The sequence below is a fragment of the Sphingomonas faeni genome, from assembly GCF_024273235.1.
Taxonomy (GTDB): Bacteria; Pseudomonadota; Alphaproteobacteria; order Sphingomonadales; family Sphingomonadaceae; genus Sphingomonas; species Sphingomonas faeni_A.
Genome location: NZ_JANBVH010000028.1, coordinates 43,517 through 60,440 on the forward strand (window position 1 = coordinate 43,517; position 16,924 = coordinate 60,440).

The following is a 16,924-nucleotide window of genomic DNA, read 5'->3' on the forward strand; positions in this document are numbered from 1 at the left end:
AATGCAACAAGCCGGTTGAACCGCCGGATCGGGAAAACCCACAAAGACCCAAGCACCTCGAGTGCGTATTTGTGATCGGGACCCGAACCGCGCGAATGGCATTATGGCCAGCGGCGCTATGAGCCGCGCTAACAGGTCGGACACATGGCCGCACCAACCAGCATTGCAACGCGACTGTTCAAGCTTGCCAACGGAGGGCCGTCCACACATGGGTCTAGCGGATTGCGATCTACCGGTTGATAGTTGCAGTGTCCGGCATCAGCCAACAGCTATTTGCGGTTCAACGCTCGCTTTGCCTCAAACACGGCATCCGCAGCTTGGCCACCAACCCGGTCCACGTCGTGGTTAAACTGATCGACAATGCGCGGTGCGGTCAGTCCGTTGAGCCCCTTGCGCAGCAGTCGCTGATACTCCTGCCGGGAGTTGGCCTTGGCGAAGGTCCGGGCCTTGAATTCGGACAGCGCGGCTTCGAATTTGAGGCGATCTTTCGGGCCAAGGTCAGCCTTTGCCGCGCGTAAGGTCTGATCGAAGGTCGCAGCGCTGCTCCCGTCGATAACGGTAGGCGCGCTGGTGCCGACGCCGCAGGCCGAGGCGAGGAAGCAGGCGGAGAGCAGGATCAACGGTCGCATATCATCACTCCTAATGCGAAATACGGTGGTGCGGCCTTTCAGAGCGGCGCGATCCAGTACGGTTGTCACGAATTGCCTCCACTCGCGCGGTGGAGACCAACATCAGCGTGACGTAATTACCGAATGACCACGACCTTGGCACCGGCCTCGCCAGCAATATCCTTCCAGGCCTTATCGGCTGTATAAGCCGGCGCCCCGACGCGTTTGGCCAGCGCCAGGCAAAAGCGATCGCCCAACGACAGCCCGGCGGATGCAGTCACCGATCGCAGGCCACCTGCCTCCCATGCCAGCGCATCGTCGGCAGGCACTACTATATAGGGCAGGGCACCCAGCATGGCGCGAATGTCCTCAAGCGGCGCGCCGAGATGGACGAAGTGACTGATCACCTCGGCCTGATTGACTGCACAGACCGACGCGTCCGCAATCACGCCGGCAACCTTGCTGGCACCACGCTCGCCTTTGAGCAAAGCCAAGATCGCCGAGGCATCGAGCACGACATGGGTCATTCGCCGCTCTCCGCACGTCGCGCCGCAAGGAAGGCATCAACCGAGGCGTCGGGATGCTGGGCATAGCGCTTGGCGATTGCCTGGGCCTTTGTCACGGCCTGCTCTACTGTACGCAGGATAACACCGTCTGGCGTTTCCTCGACTAGCACAGCTCCACCGCCTTCAAGCCCCAAACGTTTGCGAATTCCAACGGGAAGGCTCATGCGGCCGTTGGACGTGATGTTTACTTGGAGAGTCATAAGGCAATATCCGACGCGAGTGGCATTACGGCATCATCATACCACAAACCACGTAAAAGGTGGAGAGGCTCTACCGGTGCCCAATTGCACCCATGTGCCATAATAGTTACTAGCGATAAATAGTATTCCTGCTAGCAAGACAACACCGCAAATTTGTTGGTCGTAACGGAGCCGAAACAGTGATCATGGACGTGCCGACGTCGGTTGAGTTCCACACCGCGGGCCTCAATCAGCTTTATCTGGCGTGGGAGATCGCGATGCGAACCGTCCGCGAGTTCGACGGCGCGATGGAGGCCAGCGCCGGTGAAGAGAGTGCGCCACCCGAATATTGGCAGCGCGTTCAGCCCGCGCTCGCCAACGCCTTCAGCCTCATCCAGCAGGGCATGGAGTTGGCGCTCAAAGGGCGGATCGCGGACGTGTCACCGTTCCTGCTCGTCGGGCGGGATCCACGAGATTGGCCAAGAGGCGTTGATAGCGGTGATGTGTCGTTTGGCGAGTTTCACACCCTGAACGCCTCGGATCTCGTGAAGGTACATAATAGCGTCATCACGCCGCGGTTCGATGAGCCATTTAAAGACTTCTGGGAGCAGGTCCGGCAGGATCGCAACAGGATCATGCTCTCGACCTCGCGACCCAGCTTCGAGGCCGGTGATGTGGTGCGAACAATCCTGACGGCCATCGAGGCGCTATATCATGACATGCCGTGGCCGCAGCGGCTGCTCGCGTTCGAAGGCGATGGGAAGTTTACGGTATTCGGATTCGTTGACGACGTGCGCAACAATGTGATGCGCGAGGTGGATGATGCTCAGAAGCTGTTGACCACTGCGGAGAAGAAGCGGTTCTTTGGCATCGACAGCAAGCGTCACGCCTATGTCTGCCCAAAGTGCTATTATGATGCGAACCGCGACTGGCAGGACGACTGGCCGCGGCTGGCGCAGCTTGTCACTAAAACACCCGGTGAGACGGGGCTGCGGTGCATCGTCTGCGCCACGACGACGACCGTTGATCGCGACGACTGTAGCTACGCTCGGTGCCCTGGGAATGTGCTTTTCGAGGACTTGTGCCTAACGTGCATGCGCTCGCAGTGCGACAATTTGGACGTTCCATCGGCGCTCGTCGACAACTGCCTTGGGCCTGAGCATCGATACGAATTCGTCTTCGGCCAAGGCTCGCAGGCATGGGGCGGAGACTATATCAGCCGACAGCACCGGCTGCTCGATGACGACCGCGCCAAGGACTACGCCGCGCTTGCCTTGGCTAACCCTCATCTGGCTAGGTGGGAAACGGTGTCGATCTTTCATAAGCAAACCGGTGTCTTTCCGCTTCGCAGCGCTGATGACCGGGCAGTGGGCTATTGGCTGCGGGATGGCGGCCACCTCCATTGGTACGGTAGTGCCAGTGCGTATCAGCCCGAACGGGACGGACCGGTATGATTGGCGACGATGATGGTGCTGCAGATCGCCGGCCGCTCGCCGCGATCGCGCCGCTCGATCCCGCGCCAGCGTTGCTCGATCTTCCACCGGACCTGACCCAGAGTGATCGCGCCCGGGTCGAGCATTTTCTCGCACGCGCCTCGGCAGACGCGACCTTGCGTGCGTACCGTTCTGACTGGCGGCTGTTCACGACATGGTGCGACGCGCGAGGCTATGCCTCACTTCCGGCTTCGCCCATTGTTACGGCGGCGTTCCTAAGCGAACTCGCCAGCGACGGTAGCGCACATTCCAACGGCCGACCGCTATCTAAATCCTCCATCGGACGCCGCTTGGCTGCGATCGTTTTTGCACACCGCGCGGCCGAGCTCGAACCGCCAACCGCGCAAGCCGGTGCGGCCGCGCTCGATCGCGTGATGCGGGGTATCCGCAACGCCAAACGCAGCGATCGCCCGGCGAAGAAACGGCCGGCCGACAGCGACGTGCTGCGGGATATGGTGCGCCATATCACCGGCTCCACCCTCATCGACTGCCGCGATCGCGCGCTGCTCAGCATCGGCATGATGGGGGCGTTCCGCCGCTCCGAGCTGGTCGCGATCGACGTCGCCGATGTGGCCGAAGACCCACGCGGGCTGCTGGTCACGATCCCGTTTTCAAAGGGTGATCAGGAGGGCAGAGGACAGAGCGTTGCTGTGCTCGATGGTCGTCGCATGGAGCCGGTGCGCCATTATCGCGCCTGGTTGAAGGCCGCGGGCATCACCGAGGGCGCCGTGTTCCGCCGTCTGACCCCGCATGGCCGCCTCACCGACAAGCCACTCAGCCCGCAAACCGTGGCGCTGGTGGTCAAGGCGCGCGCAGCCGCAGCCGGCTATGATCCGGCACTGTTCTCAGGCCATTCGCTACGCGCCGGATTCCTGACCGAGGCGGGCCGGCATGGTGCCAATTTGTTCAAGATGAAGGAGCATAGCCGCCACAAGTCGCTCGAGATGCTCAGCGAGTATGTTCGCGACCAGGAGGCGTTCCGCAATCACGCCGGCGAAGGCTTTGCGTAATGAGCAGGCGCGGAAGGGATGGGTTGGCGTTGGCGAGGATGTCGCATAGGCAAGAGGGCGAGGGGACGCTGTGAAGACCGACACATCCGATGACTTCCAGTTCAGCCTGGCGGGCCGCGTGCGCAACCTTGGTTTCGCGCCCTCGCCACTGAACGCGCTGTTCCCGCTGTTCGAGGCGATCGCCAACGCGTTCCATGCCATCGAGGCGCGCTGGGATCGTGAGGCGGCCGCCAAGGGAGTTATCACAGTGACGATCCTGCGCAGCAGCTCGGACGATGAAAACCCGCCGGTCGCTGGCTTCCTGATTGAAGACAACGGGATCGGGCTGAACACCGACAACTGGCGCGCGTTCCGCACCGCGGACACCGCCAGCAAAATCAGCCGCGGCGGTAAGGGGGTCGGTCGCCTTTCCTGGCTAAAGGTGTTTCAGAACACGCACGTCAACAGCAGCTTCACGGAAGGCGGCTCAACGCTGCACCGGTCGTTCGACTTCGCTGTCGCCCAGAACGATGCCAGTCCGCTGATCAACCATGCGTTGCGACCTGCAGGGACAAGCCCGACCATCGGGACGAAGGTGCGGCTCGAGCCATACGTGCAATCGTACAGTGCGCACTGCCCGCGCAAAGCAGAGACCATAGCCGCGCACATCATCGGCCACTTTTTACGCAATTTCGCCAGCTACGAAGTGCCGTCATTCTCGCTCGTTGATCGCGCCGAACGGATCAGCCTTCTCGATTTCTACAGCAGCAACGTGGAATCCGACACACCCGAAACACTGAAGGTCGTCCTCGAGCCCGGGGAGGATCCGATTGATGTCGATATGTACCATATTCTGCTCAACAAGGGTCTCCGCTTGCATGACGGTGGCAAGCACTGGAACCTCTACGTCGGTGACGGCCGCGTGGTTCGTGACGAGAAGATCGATAATCAGCTCGGGCTTGGCTACATCGGCGAAAATGGGGACTCGGTATACATCGGCTTGGTTTCCGGCGATTATCTGAACGGGCACGTCAATCAGGAGCGTACCAACTTCACGTTTCGCGAGGATGACTATCGCAGCTTGCATCAAGCGGCAGTCGATGCGGCCAAGCGGCACCTGGCGCCGTATATACAGCAGGTTCGCACCAAGCAGGCAGGGATAACTTTGCGGGTCGTGCGGGAGAACCCGCAATTTCTGGCTGTCGCAACCAACATCCCGGCCTTCGTTGAGGAGCATCTGTCGCTCAACGCCAAGTCCGAGGAGGATATCTACATCGAGTTGGCGCGCCAACGCCGGCGCAAGCAGCGTGAAACGAAGCGTGAGATCAAGGCCTTATCGGAGGGCAACGCCAGCGAGGTCGTTGACCGCGTGCAAAAGGTCGCCAGCGCGATCAACTCGGATAAGAAAGCCTCGCTTGCGGAATATGTCGTCAAGCGGAAGGAGATTCTCGATCTCTTGGACAGCTCATTAGCGTACGTTGATCCGGAGAAGCGGGATTATCTGCGCGAGGAGATTGTCCATGATCTCATCATCCCGATCCGCTCGGACGGCGAAGCGCTCGACTACGAAGATCATAATCTATGGATTCTGGACGATCGCCTGGCGTTCTATTCCTACCTTAAGTCGGATAAGCCATTCACGACGTTCCTGACCGACAGCACCAGTACCCGCGAACCTGATGTCGCCGTCGTCTTCGACCGGTCGCTGGCGTTCGATCGTGAAGGCACCGATGAGCCAATCATCATCGTCGAATTCAAACGGCCAGGCCGAACGAACTACAGCCATGGCGACAATCCGGTGACGCAGGTGCTGGAGTATGTGAACATCATGCGCAACGGCGGATCATTTAAGGATCGTACGGGCAAGTTTCGCAGGCCGATCCCCTCCAGCACACGGTTCATCTGCTTTGTCGTGGCTGATTTCACGCCGAAGCTGGTCGAGGTCGTGTCGATGTCAATCGCGCAGAATAAAAGCGCGGATGGCGAAGGTTATTTCGGTTTCTCGCCCATTCACAACGCCGTTGTAGAGGTTCTGCCATACAACAAGCTGCTTCATGACGCGCGGCTCAGAAACGAGGCGTTCTTTGCCAAGCTTGGGCTGAACTAGTCGCATCGGATGACGGGTCGCGGTTGACGACGCCGATACGGCGCCAACGTCAGCTGGGAAGGCCATCGGGCGGCAGTACCGTCTCCGGTGGCGTATACACCTGGTCCCGAGCGGCGCGAACCACGTCGTTCACATATTCTGGCCAAGGGCCGGCGCCTGGCGGTACCGCAGCTTCTTCCCGGCGGTCGCGCAGGCGGTTACGGATTGTGCGGGCAGCGGTGCGCGTCGCCTCGTTGTCGTCGCGCCAAGCGCCGCAGCGAACCCGCCAGTTGACGTATCGGGGAGCGAAAACGAGGAAGATCAAGGTCCCGGCGCTTCGCGCTGGTTGCGGCAGAGGGCGGGCGTAGCCCGACCGGAGGCGCAACCAGCGCGAAGCGTGTTCTGCCGGTGGGCCCGGGCATCAGCTGCGATGCTTTAAGCGCCAGCTGTCGTTGCCGGTCTCGACGATGTTGCAGTGGTGGGTGATGCGGTCGAGCAGCGCAGTGGTCATCTTGGGGTCGCCGAAGACGGTTGGCCACTCGCCAAAGGCCAGGTTCGTCGTGACAATGACCGAGGTGCGCTCGTAGAGCTTGCTGACCAGGTGGAAGAGCAGCTGACCGCCTGAGCGGGCGAACGGCAGATAGCCCAGCTCGTCGAGCACCACGAGATCGAGCCGGGAGAGCTGGACCGCCAGCGTGCCGGCCTTGCCGAGGCGGTTCTCCTCCTCGAGCCGGTTCACCAGGTCGACCGTATTGAAATAGTGCCCGCGGGCACCGGCCCGCACGACGTTGGCGGTGATGGCGCTGGCAAGGTGTGTCTTGCCGGTGCCCGTTCCACCGACCAGCACGACATTGCGCTGGCCCGCCAGGAAGGACCCGCCGTGCAGCGAGCGCACCAGACCCTCGTCGATGGGCGTGCCGTCGAAGACGAAGGCGTCGAGGTCTTTCTCCGCGGGCAGCCTGGCGGCCGACATTCGGTAGCGGACCGACGCTGCATGGCGGTGGGTTGCCTCGGCACGCAGCAGGTCGGTCAGGATCTCCATCGTCGTACGCTTGCGTTGCAGGGCGGTGGTCCTGCCGGTGCAGATCGCGCAACATCCGGCTGCCCGAGAACGGGTAGAGCAGGTGCAACTCGTCGATCCGTCGCATGATGGCCAGGTCGACCTCCGGTACAGGGCGCGGCATATAGTAGATGCTGCCGCGGCTGATCCCGAGCTGCCGCGCCTAGACAATCAGCGGCAGCGCATGACCCCGGTCGATCATCGCCTTGCGCTCGGCAACAGACCGGCCTTCCCGAGCGCACCAGCCAAAAAATCGTTCGCCAGCGTCAGTTCGCCGATCTTCGCGTGCAGCACCGTAATGTCCACTGCAGGCTCGGCTGCGATGGGTTCCGCGCCGAACACGTCCGCCGCGCCCTCCAGCAGTCGCGCCCGCCACTGGTTGATGAGATTCGGATGCACGTCATACTGCTGTGCCAATTCGGCCAGTGTCTTTTCGCCCTTCACGGCAGCCAGTGCCACCTTCGCCTTGAACGCCGGGCTGTGGTTCCGGCGCGGTCGCTTGCTCATCTTGCCTCCTGCTCACGGCCAGTATCGCCGCTGTCAGATCAGCAATCCACTTATCCCCGCTGTGCAAATTTTCCGAGCGCACCTCTCAGGCGCCGGTTTCGTTCGGTCTGGTCAGTAGGCGCGGGGCCATACTTTAAACGATGGAAGGATCACCCTGCACGGAATTCCGGCTGTTGCCCATCGTTTCTCAAAGCTTCCGCAACTCGACGAAACTCGCTCGGCACGACGCCCACGTGCTGCTGAAAGAAGCGGGTAAAATTGCTTTGAGCACTGAACCCGAGTGCGTCAGACACCAGATTGATTGGCCGGCGTGCGATGCCGAGATCGTTGACAGCGAACTCAAGCCGTAACGAGGCGTGGTAGATACCCGGACTTACGCCTGTGCAAGCGCGGAACAGCTGGTTGAAGCGCGGCCGCGATAACCCTGCGCGCTGCGCGATCTGCTCCAGACCCAGCGGTGCATCGATGCCGTGCATCATACGGATGGCACGCCGAATGCGATAATCGCTGAACCCGTATTGCGAAGCCGTGTCGCGAACCAGCCCCGTCGCTGCGGTGCCGTGCATGACTTCCGCCGCAAGCGTGAATATAGTTTCACTGATAAGGGACGGATCATGATGCTCCGCCCGTAGCATCTCGATAAGGTCCCGGACACGTCGCCGTATCGTCGGGCCGATGACGATGCCCGGCCGCGGAAAGAAGCCCGGGCGGTTGCACGTCATGAACGCCCGTTCGAGACTCGCAAGCCACGCTGGCTTCAGGTAAAGGGCGAGAAAGATCGTGTGCGCGTTGGTATCGAGCGGCGTGTAGCGATGCGGCTGCCACGCATTCACAAGCACCGCGGTGTCTTCGGTCATCGGTACGCGCGTCGAGCCCACGACGAAAACCTGGTCTGCGCCGCTCGCTTTGAAGAGGATGTGGCAATGCGGATGCGCATGTCCGACTAGCGCCGTATTCATGTCGAGCAACGCCACGCGTCCGAACACACCCTGCGCGATCGCGAGGGCGGATGTCATGCTGCCTCCCGAGGCGGATCAGGGCCCATTGTCATGATGATCTTCTGGCATCCGCCACGCGCCCGAGCCAGCAGCAATCCCAAAAAATCATCCGATCCGATAAATCGCAATCTTTGGGGAGCGAGCATTCCCGCGACCGATCTGCTGTTCTTCGAAAATCCCAGCGCGTCGAACGCGCGGGTAGGTCGAAGGAGAGATGCTCATGATCGAAGTTCAGTTTCAGTCGCGCGAGCGCGATGCACGCGAAAGACAGCGCCAGAAATACATTCGAAAACAGTTCGTCGACGAAACGCCGCATGGCTACCGTGGCGAAATCCACCTGCTCAAGACGCTCGTCGTGACGGTTGGGACGATCGCCTTCTGCCTGTCCCGAATGGTCCCCCCGACCGTCCTGGAATGGACGATGATCGTGCCGATCCTTCTGCTGGGAAACTGGATAGAATGGGCCGCGCACCGCTACATCATGCATCGGCCGATCCCGGGACTCGAAGCGGTCTACAAGCGCCACGTAACCGTCCACCACCAGTTCTTCACCCATCATGACCTGTCCTACAAGGGTCATAAGGAATGGCGTGCGCTCTTATTCCCGCCGCTCGCTTCGATCGCCTTCCTCGTCGCCGCGTTACCCTTCGCGCTTCTCGCGGGCTGGCTGATCTCGAAGAACGCGGGGTTCATCATCATGGTGTCGATGGCGTCCTATTACCTCCTGTATGAAGGCCTTCACACGCTCTCTCATCTCGAGGACAAGGATTATCCGTGGCTGCGTAGAATACCGCTGATCAATACCGTGCGACGCATGCACGCAAAGCATCATGTCCTGGGATTCATGCAGACCCGGAACTTCAACCTGACCTTTCCGATCTGCGACGCCCTGTTCAAGACCAGCGACCTCGATCGCGGCCTGATCGGCACCTTGTTCAACGGACCGGGCGACCGTCATATGCTTCAGGAGCTTCGGTTTAATGGCGATCATTCTGATGATGGGCCGACCGCCAAATCCAGAGGGCAGAACGTATCTGATACCCCCCATAACCATCGCTGATTTGCCGGTTCGACCACCAATCGGGCAGATTAAGCCAAGCAGCCAAAAGACGCTGCCGGACTAAGAGCGGATGCGATATGCACTGGAACGCCTCATGCCATCATCATAACCATTATGAAGATGGTCGGAGCGCCCGACATGGGACGTGACGCGATCATCCTGACCGGCACGATCGGCTATATGATCGCGCTCGCCTTCGTCAGCTTCACTGCGCGCAAGAACGCACGCACGGCCAAGAGCTTCGCGTCGGGCGGGGTGCATTACCCGGGCGTGCTCATCGGCTTCCTGCTGATGTCCGAGTTCATCGGCACCGCGGCCAGCGTCGGCACCGCGGAGGCGGGCTACAAGGTCGGAATATCGGCGGCGTGGAACGTCGCCGCACTCGGCATAGGGTTCGTCTTTTACTCGCTCTTCCTGGCGCGCAAGTTCAAGGACACCGGCGAGAATACCATCTCGGGTGTCCTCGCGCGCACCTATGGCCAGCCGGTGAAGGTCGCGACGTCGATCATCATGATCTTCGCGTTGCAGATCGTCGCCATTTCGACCTACACCAGCGGAGGTGCGATCATCTCGCCACTGTTCGGTATCGACCGGTCCGCAGCGATCGTCACGACCGGACTAGCGGGCGTCTTGTATGTCGGGCTCGGCGGCATGAGCTCGGTCATCTATACCAACGTCATCCATGCGATGGTGAAGTATCTGGGCATCGTCATCGCGCTCGCAATCGGCCTGTCTCAGGTCGGCGGCGTGGGAACGTTGCGGACGCGCCTGCCTGCGGCGATGTTCGACGCGACCGCGGTCGGCTGGCCGCAGATCTGCGCTTGGCTGGTCGCAGGCATCGGCGCTGTGTTCGCGACGCAATATGTCGTGCAGGCAATCAACACGGTCGAGGACGGTGCGACCGCGCGGCGTGCGAGCTTCTATTCGGCGATGCTGCTGATCCCGTTCGGCATCCTCGCCGCGATGATCGGCATGGTCTGCCAGGTCCTCTATCCCGGCATCACCGCGACCGCGGCCTTTCCGACGCTGGTCGCCGACATGAGCCAGCTGCCCGCGACGATCGTCGTGGCCGGGCTCGCGGCGTCGTTGTTCGGGACGATTTCCGCGCTCAGCATCGGCGCGGCGACTCTGGTCTACAAGGACTTCTATCTGCCGCTCACCGGGCACGACGGCGAGAGCACGGGGTCGTTGCGCTTCATCCGCTGGGCGACGATCGCGGCCGGCCTGCTGCCCATCCCCCTCGCGATCCTGTCGACCGAGGTCCTCAGCGTGACGTTCCTGGCAAAATCGCTGCGCGCATCGCTCGCGCTCCTTGTCTTGCTGGCCTTCTACGCGCCGACATTCGGCACGCGACGCGGTGCGTTCGTCAGCATCGTGGCGTCGCTGGTCGCGACGATTCTGTGGTTCATGGCAGGCAACCCGTTCGGGATCGACAACGCCTATGTCGCGGTTGCCATCCCGATCCTGGTGATGGGGTTCAGCCATCTGTTCCGCGGCGCCGATACCGGTCCGGCGTCGGTCGCCTCCTGACGCGCATAGTCCGGACATGAAAAAGGCGGCGTCACCGCGTGGTGGCGCCGCCTTTTTCACTTCGGCGCGAAGACCGTTCAGCCGGCGTCACTCCACCGCGCGTCGGGCGCCAGCACCGCGTCGAGGTCGAGGTCTTCCGATCCCGGCACGCGGATCCGCTTGAACTGCATCTCGGGCGCATCGACCGGTATCGTCGCATCCAGTCCCATCTTTGCGCCGAGCCCGTCGCGGGTGGACGGATCGAGCTTAGAACCCTGGCTGTCAGCGATGACGACCAAGTCCCTGTCGGCCTGGAACCGCGTCGAGACCGCCCATTCGACTTCGCGCGGATCGTGAATGTCGACATCGGTGTCGACGACGACCGCGTGCTTGATGTCGTAATGCGCCGCGAAGGCGCCGAGCAGGACGTTCTTGCCCTCCCCCTCCTGCGTCTTGCGCAGCTTAACGTATAGATGATAGCGCCCGACGCCTCCCATCGCGAGATGGACGTCGACCACGCCCGGAAAGCTGCGCTGCAAGGTCGAGAGGATCGTCGCCTCCCGCGGGATCGCGCCGAGCAACAGATGCTCGTACCCGCCGCCGACAATCGTGTGGAATAACGGGTCGCGGCGATGCGTGATCGCATCAACGTGGATGACGTGGCGCTCGCCGCGCTCGCCATAATATTGCGGGAACTCGCCGAACGGCCCTTCGAGCTCACGCGTCTTGGGGAGAATGCGCCCTTCGATCACGATCTCGGAATCGGCGGGCACGCGGACGTCATTGGTCAGGCACTTGACGACGTCGAGCGGCGAGCCGCCCAGCGCGCCGGCGATCTCCAGCTCGTCATGGTCGATCGGCACGATCGCCTGGCTCGCGAGCAGACATGCCGGCGACACCCCGATCGCGATCGCGATCTCTAGTGGCCGTCCGAGCTTTTCCGCCTTGCGATAATAATGGTCGGTATGCCGCGGCAGCAGCAGGATGCCGATCCGATCCGGGCCGCTGATCTGGCAACGATGGATCGCGACGTTCTGGATTCCCGTCTCGGGATCGCGCGAGACGAGGATGCCGGCGGTAATATAAGCGCCGCTGTCATGCTCGTTGTGCGTAGGCACCGGCAATTGGCGAAGGATGTCGACATCGCGGTGCACCACCTCGTGTGTCGGTGCGGTCTCGCTCTGCACTTCGTTCCATGGCAGCGGTTCGGCGGCGGCACGCTGGACATGTTCGAGAAGGTCGGCGGGTGCGACGCCCAGCGACTCGGCCATCCAACCCCGGTCCGAAACGATGCCGGATATCACGCTCACCGGGTGCTCGGACGGTTCGGGGAACAGCGTCGCGCGCCTGCCGTCCAGCGCCTGCGCCACCGCCGCGACCTGATGGCGCAAATCGAGTCCAGGTTTGGCGACTGACAGACGGCCCGTATCCTGAAGCCGCGTCAGCCATTCCCGCAAGGACAAGGCGTGGTTGATGTCGGTCGTCATCGATCTCTCCCTCACGCCATTTCCCGGCGCTGCTCGACTAACCTAGACACCGCGCGCATAAACAGAAATAATTCCTACTGATCCCTCGTATCAGCAGACTTGAACAGCGGCAGCCTCGGAGTTCGGATCATGGACCTTCGCCAGATCAATTATTTCATCGCCTTGTTCGAGGAAGGCAGTGTGACGCGCGCCGCACAACGACTCCATGTCGTCCAGCCCGCGGTCTCGATGCAGATCGCTCGGATGGAGCGCGAACTGGGTCAGAAACTGTTCGACCGCACACCGAAATCGATGGTCCCGACCGCTGCCGGTCGTACGCTCCATCGCCTCGTGCTGCCAGTCGTGCGCAACCTTTCGCTCGCGCACGAGCATATGGCGCGGCTGTCAGGCGTCGTGTCGGGCAGGGTCACGATGGGCATGCTCGCGTCGCTCGCGACCAGTCTGATACCGGGTATGCTGACAGGGTTCGCCGACGATTATCCCGAGATAGAGGTCGCGGTCGTCGACGGCTACAGCTCGACTTTCATCGATCTGGTGAACGAAGGACAGCTCGACTTCGCGGTCATCAACCGCCCGTCGCGCAAGCTGGGACTGATCGTCGATCCGCTGGTCGAAGAGCAGATGGTGCTCGTCACCGGCGCAGCTGACGATGAGGGCGAGGACGAAGGTGCGGTTTCGATCAAACGGCTGACTGACTACAAGCTGGTTCTGCCGACGCGCCGACACGGCCTGCGCACCGAGTTGGAGCGGCATCTGGCAAACCGCAACGTCACGCTCGAACCGCGGCTCGAGCTGGATGCGATCGAGGGAATCGTCGAACTTGTCGCAGGCAGCGACTGGGCGACGATCCTGCCGAGCCTCGCCATCCGCCGTCATCTCGCACGGCGACGCGTACACATACGCGCGATCGAACCGATGATGGTCCGCCGCCTCGCCGTCATCCACCATCCGCGCCATCCGCTGAGCCCGGCCAGTCACGCCTTTATCGATCATCTCCGCCAGGCTCTGGTCGCGATGGCGGGCGACGGCTGGATCACTGCGCCTGATTGAACCGATAAGCCGTTATTATTCGACGTGATCCCTGGCCCGTCCTTAGTATCTGCGCAAAGATCAGGCCGCATTGCGGTGGACAGGAGAGCGCATGACCCGACTGACAGGACGCAGCATCATCGTGACCGGCGCGGCGCAGGGGATCGGCGCGATCTACGCGATGGCTCTGGCCAAGGAAGGCGCGCGCCTCGCGATCTGCGACATCGCCAGCCCCAACGACACCGCCGACGCGATCCGCGCGGCGGGCGGAGAGGTGTTCGCCGCAGCCTGCGACGTCACCGATGCACGGGCGGTTGCGCGCTTCGTCGCCGATGTCGAGGCGACCTATGGCGGCATCCAGATACTCGTCAACAACGCCGCACTGTTCGGCAATCTCGCGCTCAAGCCCTTGGAGCAGATCACGTCGGACGAATGGGACCGCGTGATGAGCGTCAACGTGCGCGGATCGTTCGAATGCGTGAAGGCGGTGATGCCCGTCATGCGCCGCCAGGGTTACGGCAAGATCGTCAACATCGCGTCGGGCACGGTGTTCAAGGGCGCGCCGATGATGCTCCATTATGTGTCGTCCAAGGGCGCGATCGTCGCGATGACGCGCTCGATCGCGCGCGAGGCAGGCGACGCCGGCATCCGCTGCAACTGCCTGGCGCCGGGCCTGACGATGAGCGCCAACGTCGCCGCGAACGGCGACTGGGCCGGCCGGATCTCCGAGGCCAACATCGCCAGCCGCTGCCTCAAGCGCGAGGCGGTGCCCGAGGATCTGACCGGCACGCTGATCTTCCTCGCAAGCGGCGACAGCGATTTCATGACCGGCCAGACCATCGTCGTCGATGGCGGCTCGGTGACGCATTGAGGACCGCCATCATGAACGTCACCCCCCACTGGATCGACGGCGCCGCCGTCTACACCGCGCCCGCCGACAGCCTCGACCCCGCGACCGGCGCGATCATGGGCGCATTCGCGAACGGCGGCGCGCCCGAGGCAAAGGCCGCTATCGCCGCTGCCCGTGGCGCGTTCGATACCAGCGACTGGCCGATGGCACCGCGCCTGCGCCAGCGCATCATGCTCGACTGGGCGGCGGCGCTCGCCCCGCGCGTCGACAGCCTCGCCGAGTTGCTGACGCGCGAGAACGGCAAGGTCATCGCGCAGGCGCGCGGCGAGGTGCTAGGCGCGATTTCGGAGATCGAATATTATGCCGGGCTCGCGCGACATATCCCGGGCCATGTACTCGAGCCAGAACCCGGCGTGCTGTCGACCGTCCTGCGCGAGCCCATCGGCGTCGCCGCGATTATCGTGCCCTGGAATGCGCCGGCGGTGCTGCTCGCGCGCGGCATCGGCCCGGCGCTGGCTGCGGGTTGCACGACCGTGATAAAGCCCGCCGCGCAGACGGTTCTGTTCAACGCGGCATTCCTTGACCCGCTGCTGCACGATCCGCGCTTGCCGGCGGGCGTTGTCAACGTCTTTGCCGAAACCGGGCATGACGGAGCGCGGCTGCTCGCGTCCTCGCCGGACATCGACATGATCTGCTTCACCGGATCGACCGCGGTCGGCAAGGACATCATGCGCAGCGCCGCCGATACGATGAAGAAGCTGTCGCTCGAACTCGGCGGCAAGTCGTGTGCGATCGTCCTCGCGGATGCCGATATCGACGCGGTCGCACCCAAGCTCGCCGCGGCCGCGACGATCATCACGGGTCAGCAATGCACCGCCGCGCGACGCGTGCTGGTGCATCGGTCAAAGCTGGACGCGATGAAGCGCGCCCTGACGCGGGCGCTCCAGGCGCTGACGGTCGGCAACGGCTTAGACGCCGCCAGTCGGATCGGGCCGCTGATCGACCCCACGTCACGTGATCGCGTCGCGGCGATGATCGATCGCGCCTGCAATGAGGCCGATGACGTCCTGTTACGTGGCCGGAGCCTGGAGGGCGCGGGCGCGTTCCTGACACCGACCCTCGTCCACCATCAGGATACAAGCGCGTTCTTTATGCAGGAAGAGATCTTCGGCCCGTTCGTCACGATCGAAAGCTTCGAGACCGAAGCCGAAGCGGTGGCCCGCGCGAACGATACCATTTTCGGCCTGTCGGCGAGCGTGTGGACGAACGACGGCGCAGCGGGCCTGCGCATGGCGCGCGCGCTGCGCAACGGAACCGTCTGGATCAACGCGCACAACACGCTGTTCGCCGAGGCCGAAACCGGTGGCTATCGGCAGAGCGGGATCGGCCGCCTGCATGGTTATGACGCGCTCGCCGACTTTACCGAACTCAAGCACATCTACCAGGCACCCGGCGTGGTCGGGCGCGGAGAGGCGCGCGGATGACGGGCCTGCCGCTTATCATCGGCATCTCGGGGGCGTCGGGCGTCGTCTACGGCATCCGTATGCTGGAGATCCTGCGCGAACTGGCGATCGAGACGCATCTGGTGCTGTCGCGGTCTGGCGAGATCACTATCGCGCACGAGACCGACCGCAAGATCGCCGATGTGAAGGCGCTGGCGACGCATGTCCATGCGCAGCAGGATATCGCCGCGTCGATCTCGTCGGGTTCGTTCCGCACGCGCGGCATGGTCGTTGCGCCATGTTCGATGCGCTCGATGTCGGAGATCGCGAGCGGGGTGACCTCCAGCCTGCTCACCCGCGCCGCCGACGTTGTGCTGAAGGAGCGCCGCCGACTGGTGCTGATGGTCCGCGAGACGCCGCTGCACACCGGTCACCTGCGCACCATGACGCAATTGTCGGAAATCGGCGCGATCGTCGCGCCGCCCGTGCCCGCCCTCTACGCGCGGCCGCAGAGCCTGGACGACATGGTCGACCACACCATCGGACGCGTGCTCGACCTGTTCGACATCGACGCAGGGCTCGTGCACCGCTGGAAGAGCGACGGCTAACCGCCACGCGCGGGTATCTGGATCAGCGTTTCGAGAGTCATCGCGATCGCTCCGGTCTGGTTCGCGACCGCCGTCGCGAGCAGGATACGGCCTCGATCGGGGCGCTTGCGCGACCGTACGACGTCCTGGACCTTGCGGTGCGCGATCAGCGTATCCCCCGGGCGGACAGGCAGCAGCCAGCACAGCGCATCGGTGCGCATGCCGAGCAATGGTGTACCCCCGAACGGCGCGGAGTCGACGAAGTCGCGCATCACCAGCGCGGCGACATGCCATCCGCTCGCGATGATCCCGCCGAATCGTCCCGCATGCGCGGCGTCGGGATCGACATGCATTGGCTGCGGATCGTAGTCGGTGGCGAAGGTGATGATCGCAGCTTCGGTGATCGTGATTGGCGTGCCGACCGAGGTCTCGCCCGGCACGATGTCTTCAAGATAGCGGTTGTCGCGCATCGGC

Annotated in this window: 15 protein-coding genes and 2 pseudogenes; 9 read left to right on the forward strand and 8 right to left on the reverse strand. The window is 62.8% G+C overall.

What is annotated here, in order from left to right:
• Positions 1 to 269 precede the first annotated feature (269 nt).
• The 3 genes from NLI89_RS15110 to NLI89_RS15120 are packed head-to-tail and all read right to left on the reverse strand — an operon-like array spanning position 270 to position 1,374.
• Positions 270 to 698, reverse strand: a complete 429-nt coding sequence (locus NLI89_RS15110) for a hypothetical protein (protein WP_254687775.1) — start codon at positions 696 to 698, stop codon at positions 270 to 272.
• Between the two features lie 47 nt (positions 699 to 745).
• Entirely contained in the window at positions 746 to 1,135 is a 390-nt protein-coding gene (locus NLI89_RS15115; protein ID WP_254687776.1) for a type II toxin-antitoxin system VapC family toxin, read from the reverse strand.
• Positions 1,132 to 1,374: an AbrB/MazE/SpoVT family DNA-binding domain-containing protein gene (locus NLI89_RS15120; protein WP_254687777.1), complete on the reverse strand. Its 243-nt coding sequence runs from the start codon at positions 1,372 to 1,374 to the stop codon at positions 1,132 to 1,134. The genes NLI89_RS15115 and NLI89_RS15120 overlap by 4 nt, the downstream gene beginning before the upstream one ends.
• 179 nt (positions 1,375 to 1,553) lie before the next feature.
• Between NLI89_RS15120 and NLI89_RS15125 the strand changes: the two genes are divergently transcribed.
• The 3 genes from NLI89_RS15125 (at position 1,554) to NLI89_RS15135 (ending at position 5,942) form a co-directional block, all read left to right on the forward strand.
• The gene (locus tag NLI89_RS15125) at positions 1,554 to 2,807 is read left to right on the forward strand and encodes a hypothetical protein (RefSeq protein ID WP_254687778.1); all 1,254 of its coding nucleotides are present in this window, start codon (positions 1,554 to 1,556) and stop codon (positions 2,805 to 2,807) included.
• Entirely contained in the window at positions 2,804 to 3,856 is a 1,053-nt protein-coding gene (locus NLI89_RS15130; protein WP_254687779.1) for a site-specific integrase, read from the forward strand. Before NLI89_RS15125 ends, NLI89_RS15130 begins: the two co-directional genes overlap by 4 nt.
• Before the next feature lie 70 nt (positions 3,857 to 3,926).
• Positions 3,927 to 5,942, forward strand: a complete 2,016-nt coding sequence (locus NLI89_RS15135; RefSeq protein WP_254687780.1) for a hypothetical protein — start codon at positions 3,927 to 3,929, stop codon at positions 5,940 to 5,942.
• Between the two features lie 400 nt (positions 5,943 to 6,342).
• On the opposite strand, the pseudogene istB reads toward NLI89_RS15135, so the two are convergent.
• The 3 genes and pseudogenes from istB to NLI89_RS15150 form a co-directional block, all read right to left on the reverse strand.
• Positions 6,343 to 6,987, reverse strand: a pseudogene (gene istB, locus NLI89_RS15140) (IS21-like element helper ATPase IstB); the annotation flags it as partial.
• 16 nt (positions 6,988 to 7,003) lie between these two features.
• Positions 7,004 to 7,488, reverse strand: a pseudogene (locus tag NLI89_RS15145) (transposase); the annotation flags it as partial.
• A gap of 149 nt (positions 7,489 to 7,637) precedes the next feature.
• A complete protein-coding gene (locus NLI89_RS15150; RefSeq protein ID WP_254687781.1) occupies positions 7,638 to 8,504 on the reverse strand; it encodes an AraC family transcriptional regulator in 867 nt (288 codons plus the stop codon).
• Between the two features lie 202 nt (positions 8,505 to 8,706).
• On the opposite strand from NLI89_RS15150, the gene NLI89_RS15155 reads away from it, so the two are divergent.
• Both NLI89_RS15155 and NLI89_RS15160 read left to right on the forward strand, forming a co-directional pair.
• Positions 8,707 to 9,546, forward strand: a complete 840-nt coding sequence (locus tag NLI89_RS15155; RefSeq protein ID WP_254687782.1) for a sterol desaturase family protein — start codon at positions 8,707 to 8,709, stop codon at positions 9,544 to 9,546.
• A gap of 114 nt (positions 9,547 to 9,660) precedes the next feature.
• Complete coding sequence (locus NLI89_RS15160) at positions 9,661 to 11,076, forward strand: sodium:solute symporter family protein (protein ID WP_254687783.1); 1,416 nt, start codon at positions 9,661 to 9,663, stop codon at positions 11,074 to 11,076.
• Between the two features lie 77 nt (positions 11,077 to 11,153).
• Here NLI89_RS15160 and NLI89_RS15165 read toward each other — a convergent pair whose 3' ends face one another.
• Positions 11,154 to 12,542 (reverse strand): UbiD family decarboxylase, encoded by a 1,389-nt coding sequence (locus NLI89_RS15165; RefSeq protein WP_242201577.1) that lies wholly within the window; start codon positions 12,540 to 12,542, stop codon positions 11,154 to 11,156.
• Between the two features lie 129 nt (positions 12,543 to 12,671).
• Here NLI89_RS15165 and NLI89_RS15170 point away from each other — a divergent pair, with 129 nt between their 5' ends.
• From NLI89_RS15170 to NLI89_RS15185, 4 genes are all read left to right on the forward strand, one after another.
• Positions 12,672 to 13,592, forward strand: a complete 921-nt coding sequence (locus NLI89_RS15170; RefSeq protein ID WP_254687784.1) for a LysR family transcriptional regulator — start codon at positions 12,672 to 12,674, stop codon at positions 13,590 to 13,592.
• 91 nt (positions 13,593 to 13,683) lie between these two features.
• Positions 13,684 to 14,442, forward strand: a complete 759-nt coding sequence (locus NLI89_RS15175) for an SDR family NAD(P)-dependent oxidoreductase (protein ID WP_242201579.1) — start codon at positions 13,684 to 13,686, stop codon at positions 14,440 to 14,442.
• An 11-nt stretch (positions 14,443 to 14,453) separates the two neighbouring features.
• Positions 14,454 to 15,905: an aldehyde dehydrogenase family protein gene (locus NLI89_RS15180; protein ID WP_254687785.1), complete on the forward strand. Its 1,452-nt coding sequence runs from the start codon at positions 14,454 to 14,456 to the stop codon at positions 15,903 to 15,905.
• Positions 15,902 to 16,471, forward strand: a complete 570-nt coding sequence (locus NLI89_RS15185) for a UbiX family flavin prenyltransferase (protein ID WP_254687786.1) — start codon at positions 15,902 to 15,904, stop codon at positions 16,469 to 16,471. The genes NLI89_RS15180 and NLI89_RS15185 overlap by 4 nt, the downstream gene beginning before the upstream one ends.
• On the opposite strand, the gene NLI89_RS15190 is transcribed toward NLI89_RS15185, so the two are convergent.
• On the reverse strand, positions 16,468 to 16,924 hold a 457-nt coding region (locus NLI89_RS15190; protein ID WP_254687787.1), incomplete at its 5' end, for a MaoC/PaaZ C-terminal domain-containing protein. The two genes, NLI89_RS15185 and NLI89_RS15190, sit on opposite strands and share 4 nt — an antisense overlap.

Excerpts from the sequence above, each read along its gene's own strand:
- NLI89_RS15115 (WP_254687776.1), bottom strand. The coding sequence starts at position 1,135 with ATGACCCATGTCGTGCTCGATGCCTCGGCGATCTTGGCTTTGCTCAAA.
- NLI89_RS15120 (WP_254687777.1), bottom strand. The coding sequence starts at position 1,374 with ATGACTCTCCAAGTAAACATCACGTCCAACGGCCGCATGAGCCTTCCC.
- NLI89_RS15130 (WP_254687779.1), top strand. The coding sequence starts at position 2,804 with ATGATTGGCGACGATGATGGTGCTGCAGATCGCCGGCCGCTCGCCGCG.
- NLI89_RS15150 (WP_254687781.1), bottom strand. The coding sequence starts at position 8,504 with ATGACATCCGCCCTCGCGATCGCGCAGGGTGTGTTCGGACGCGTGGCG.
- NLI89_RS15155 (WP_254687782.1), top strand. The coding sequence starts at position 8,707 with ATGATCGAAGTTCAGTTTCAGTCGCGCGAGCGCGATGCACGCGAAAGA.
- NLI89_RS15160 (WP_254687783.1), top strand. The coding sequence starts at position 9,661 with ATGAAGATGGTCGGAGCGCCCGACATGGGACGTGACGCGATCATCCTG.
- NLI89_RS15165 (WP_242201577.1), bottom strand. The coding sequence starts at position 12,542 with ATGACGACCGACATCAACCACGCCTTGTCCTTGCGGGAATGGCTGACG.
- NLI89_RS15170 (WP_254687784.1), top strand. The coding sequence starts at position 12,672 with ATGGACCTTCGCCAGATCAATTATTTCATCGCCTTGTTCGAGGAAGGC.
- NLI89_RS15175 (WP_242201579.1), top strand. The coding sequence starts at position 13,684 with ATGACCCGACTGACAGGACGCAGCATCATCGTGACCGGCGCGGCGCAG.
- NLI89_RS15180 (WP_254687785.1), top strand. The coding sequence starts at position 14,454 with ATGAACGTCACCCCCCACTGGATCGACGGCGCCGCCGTCTACACCGCG.
- NLI89_RS15185 (WP_254687786.1), top strand. The coding sequence starts at position 15,902 with ATGACGGGCCTGCCGCTTATCATCGGCATCTCGGGGGCGTCGGGCGTC.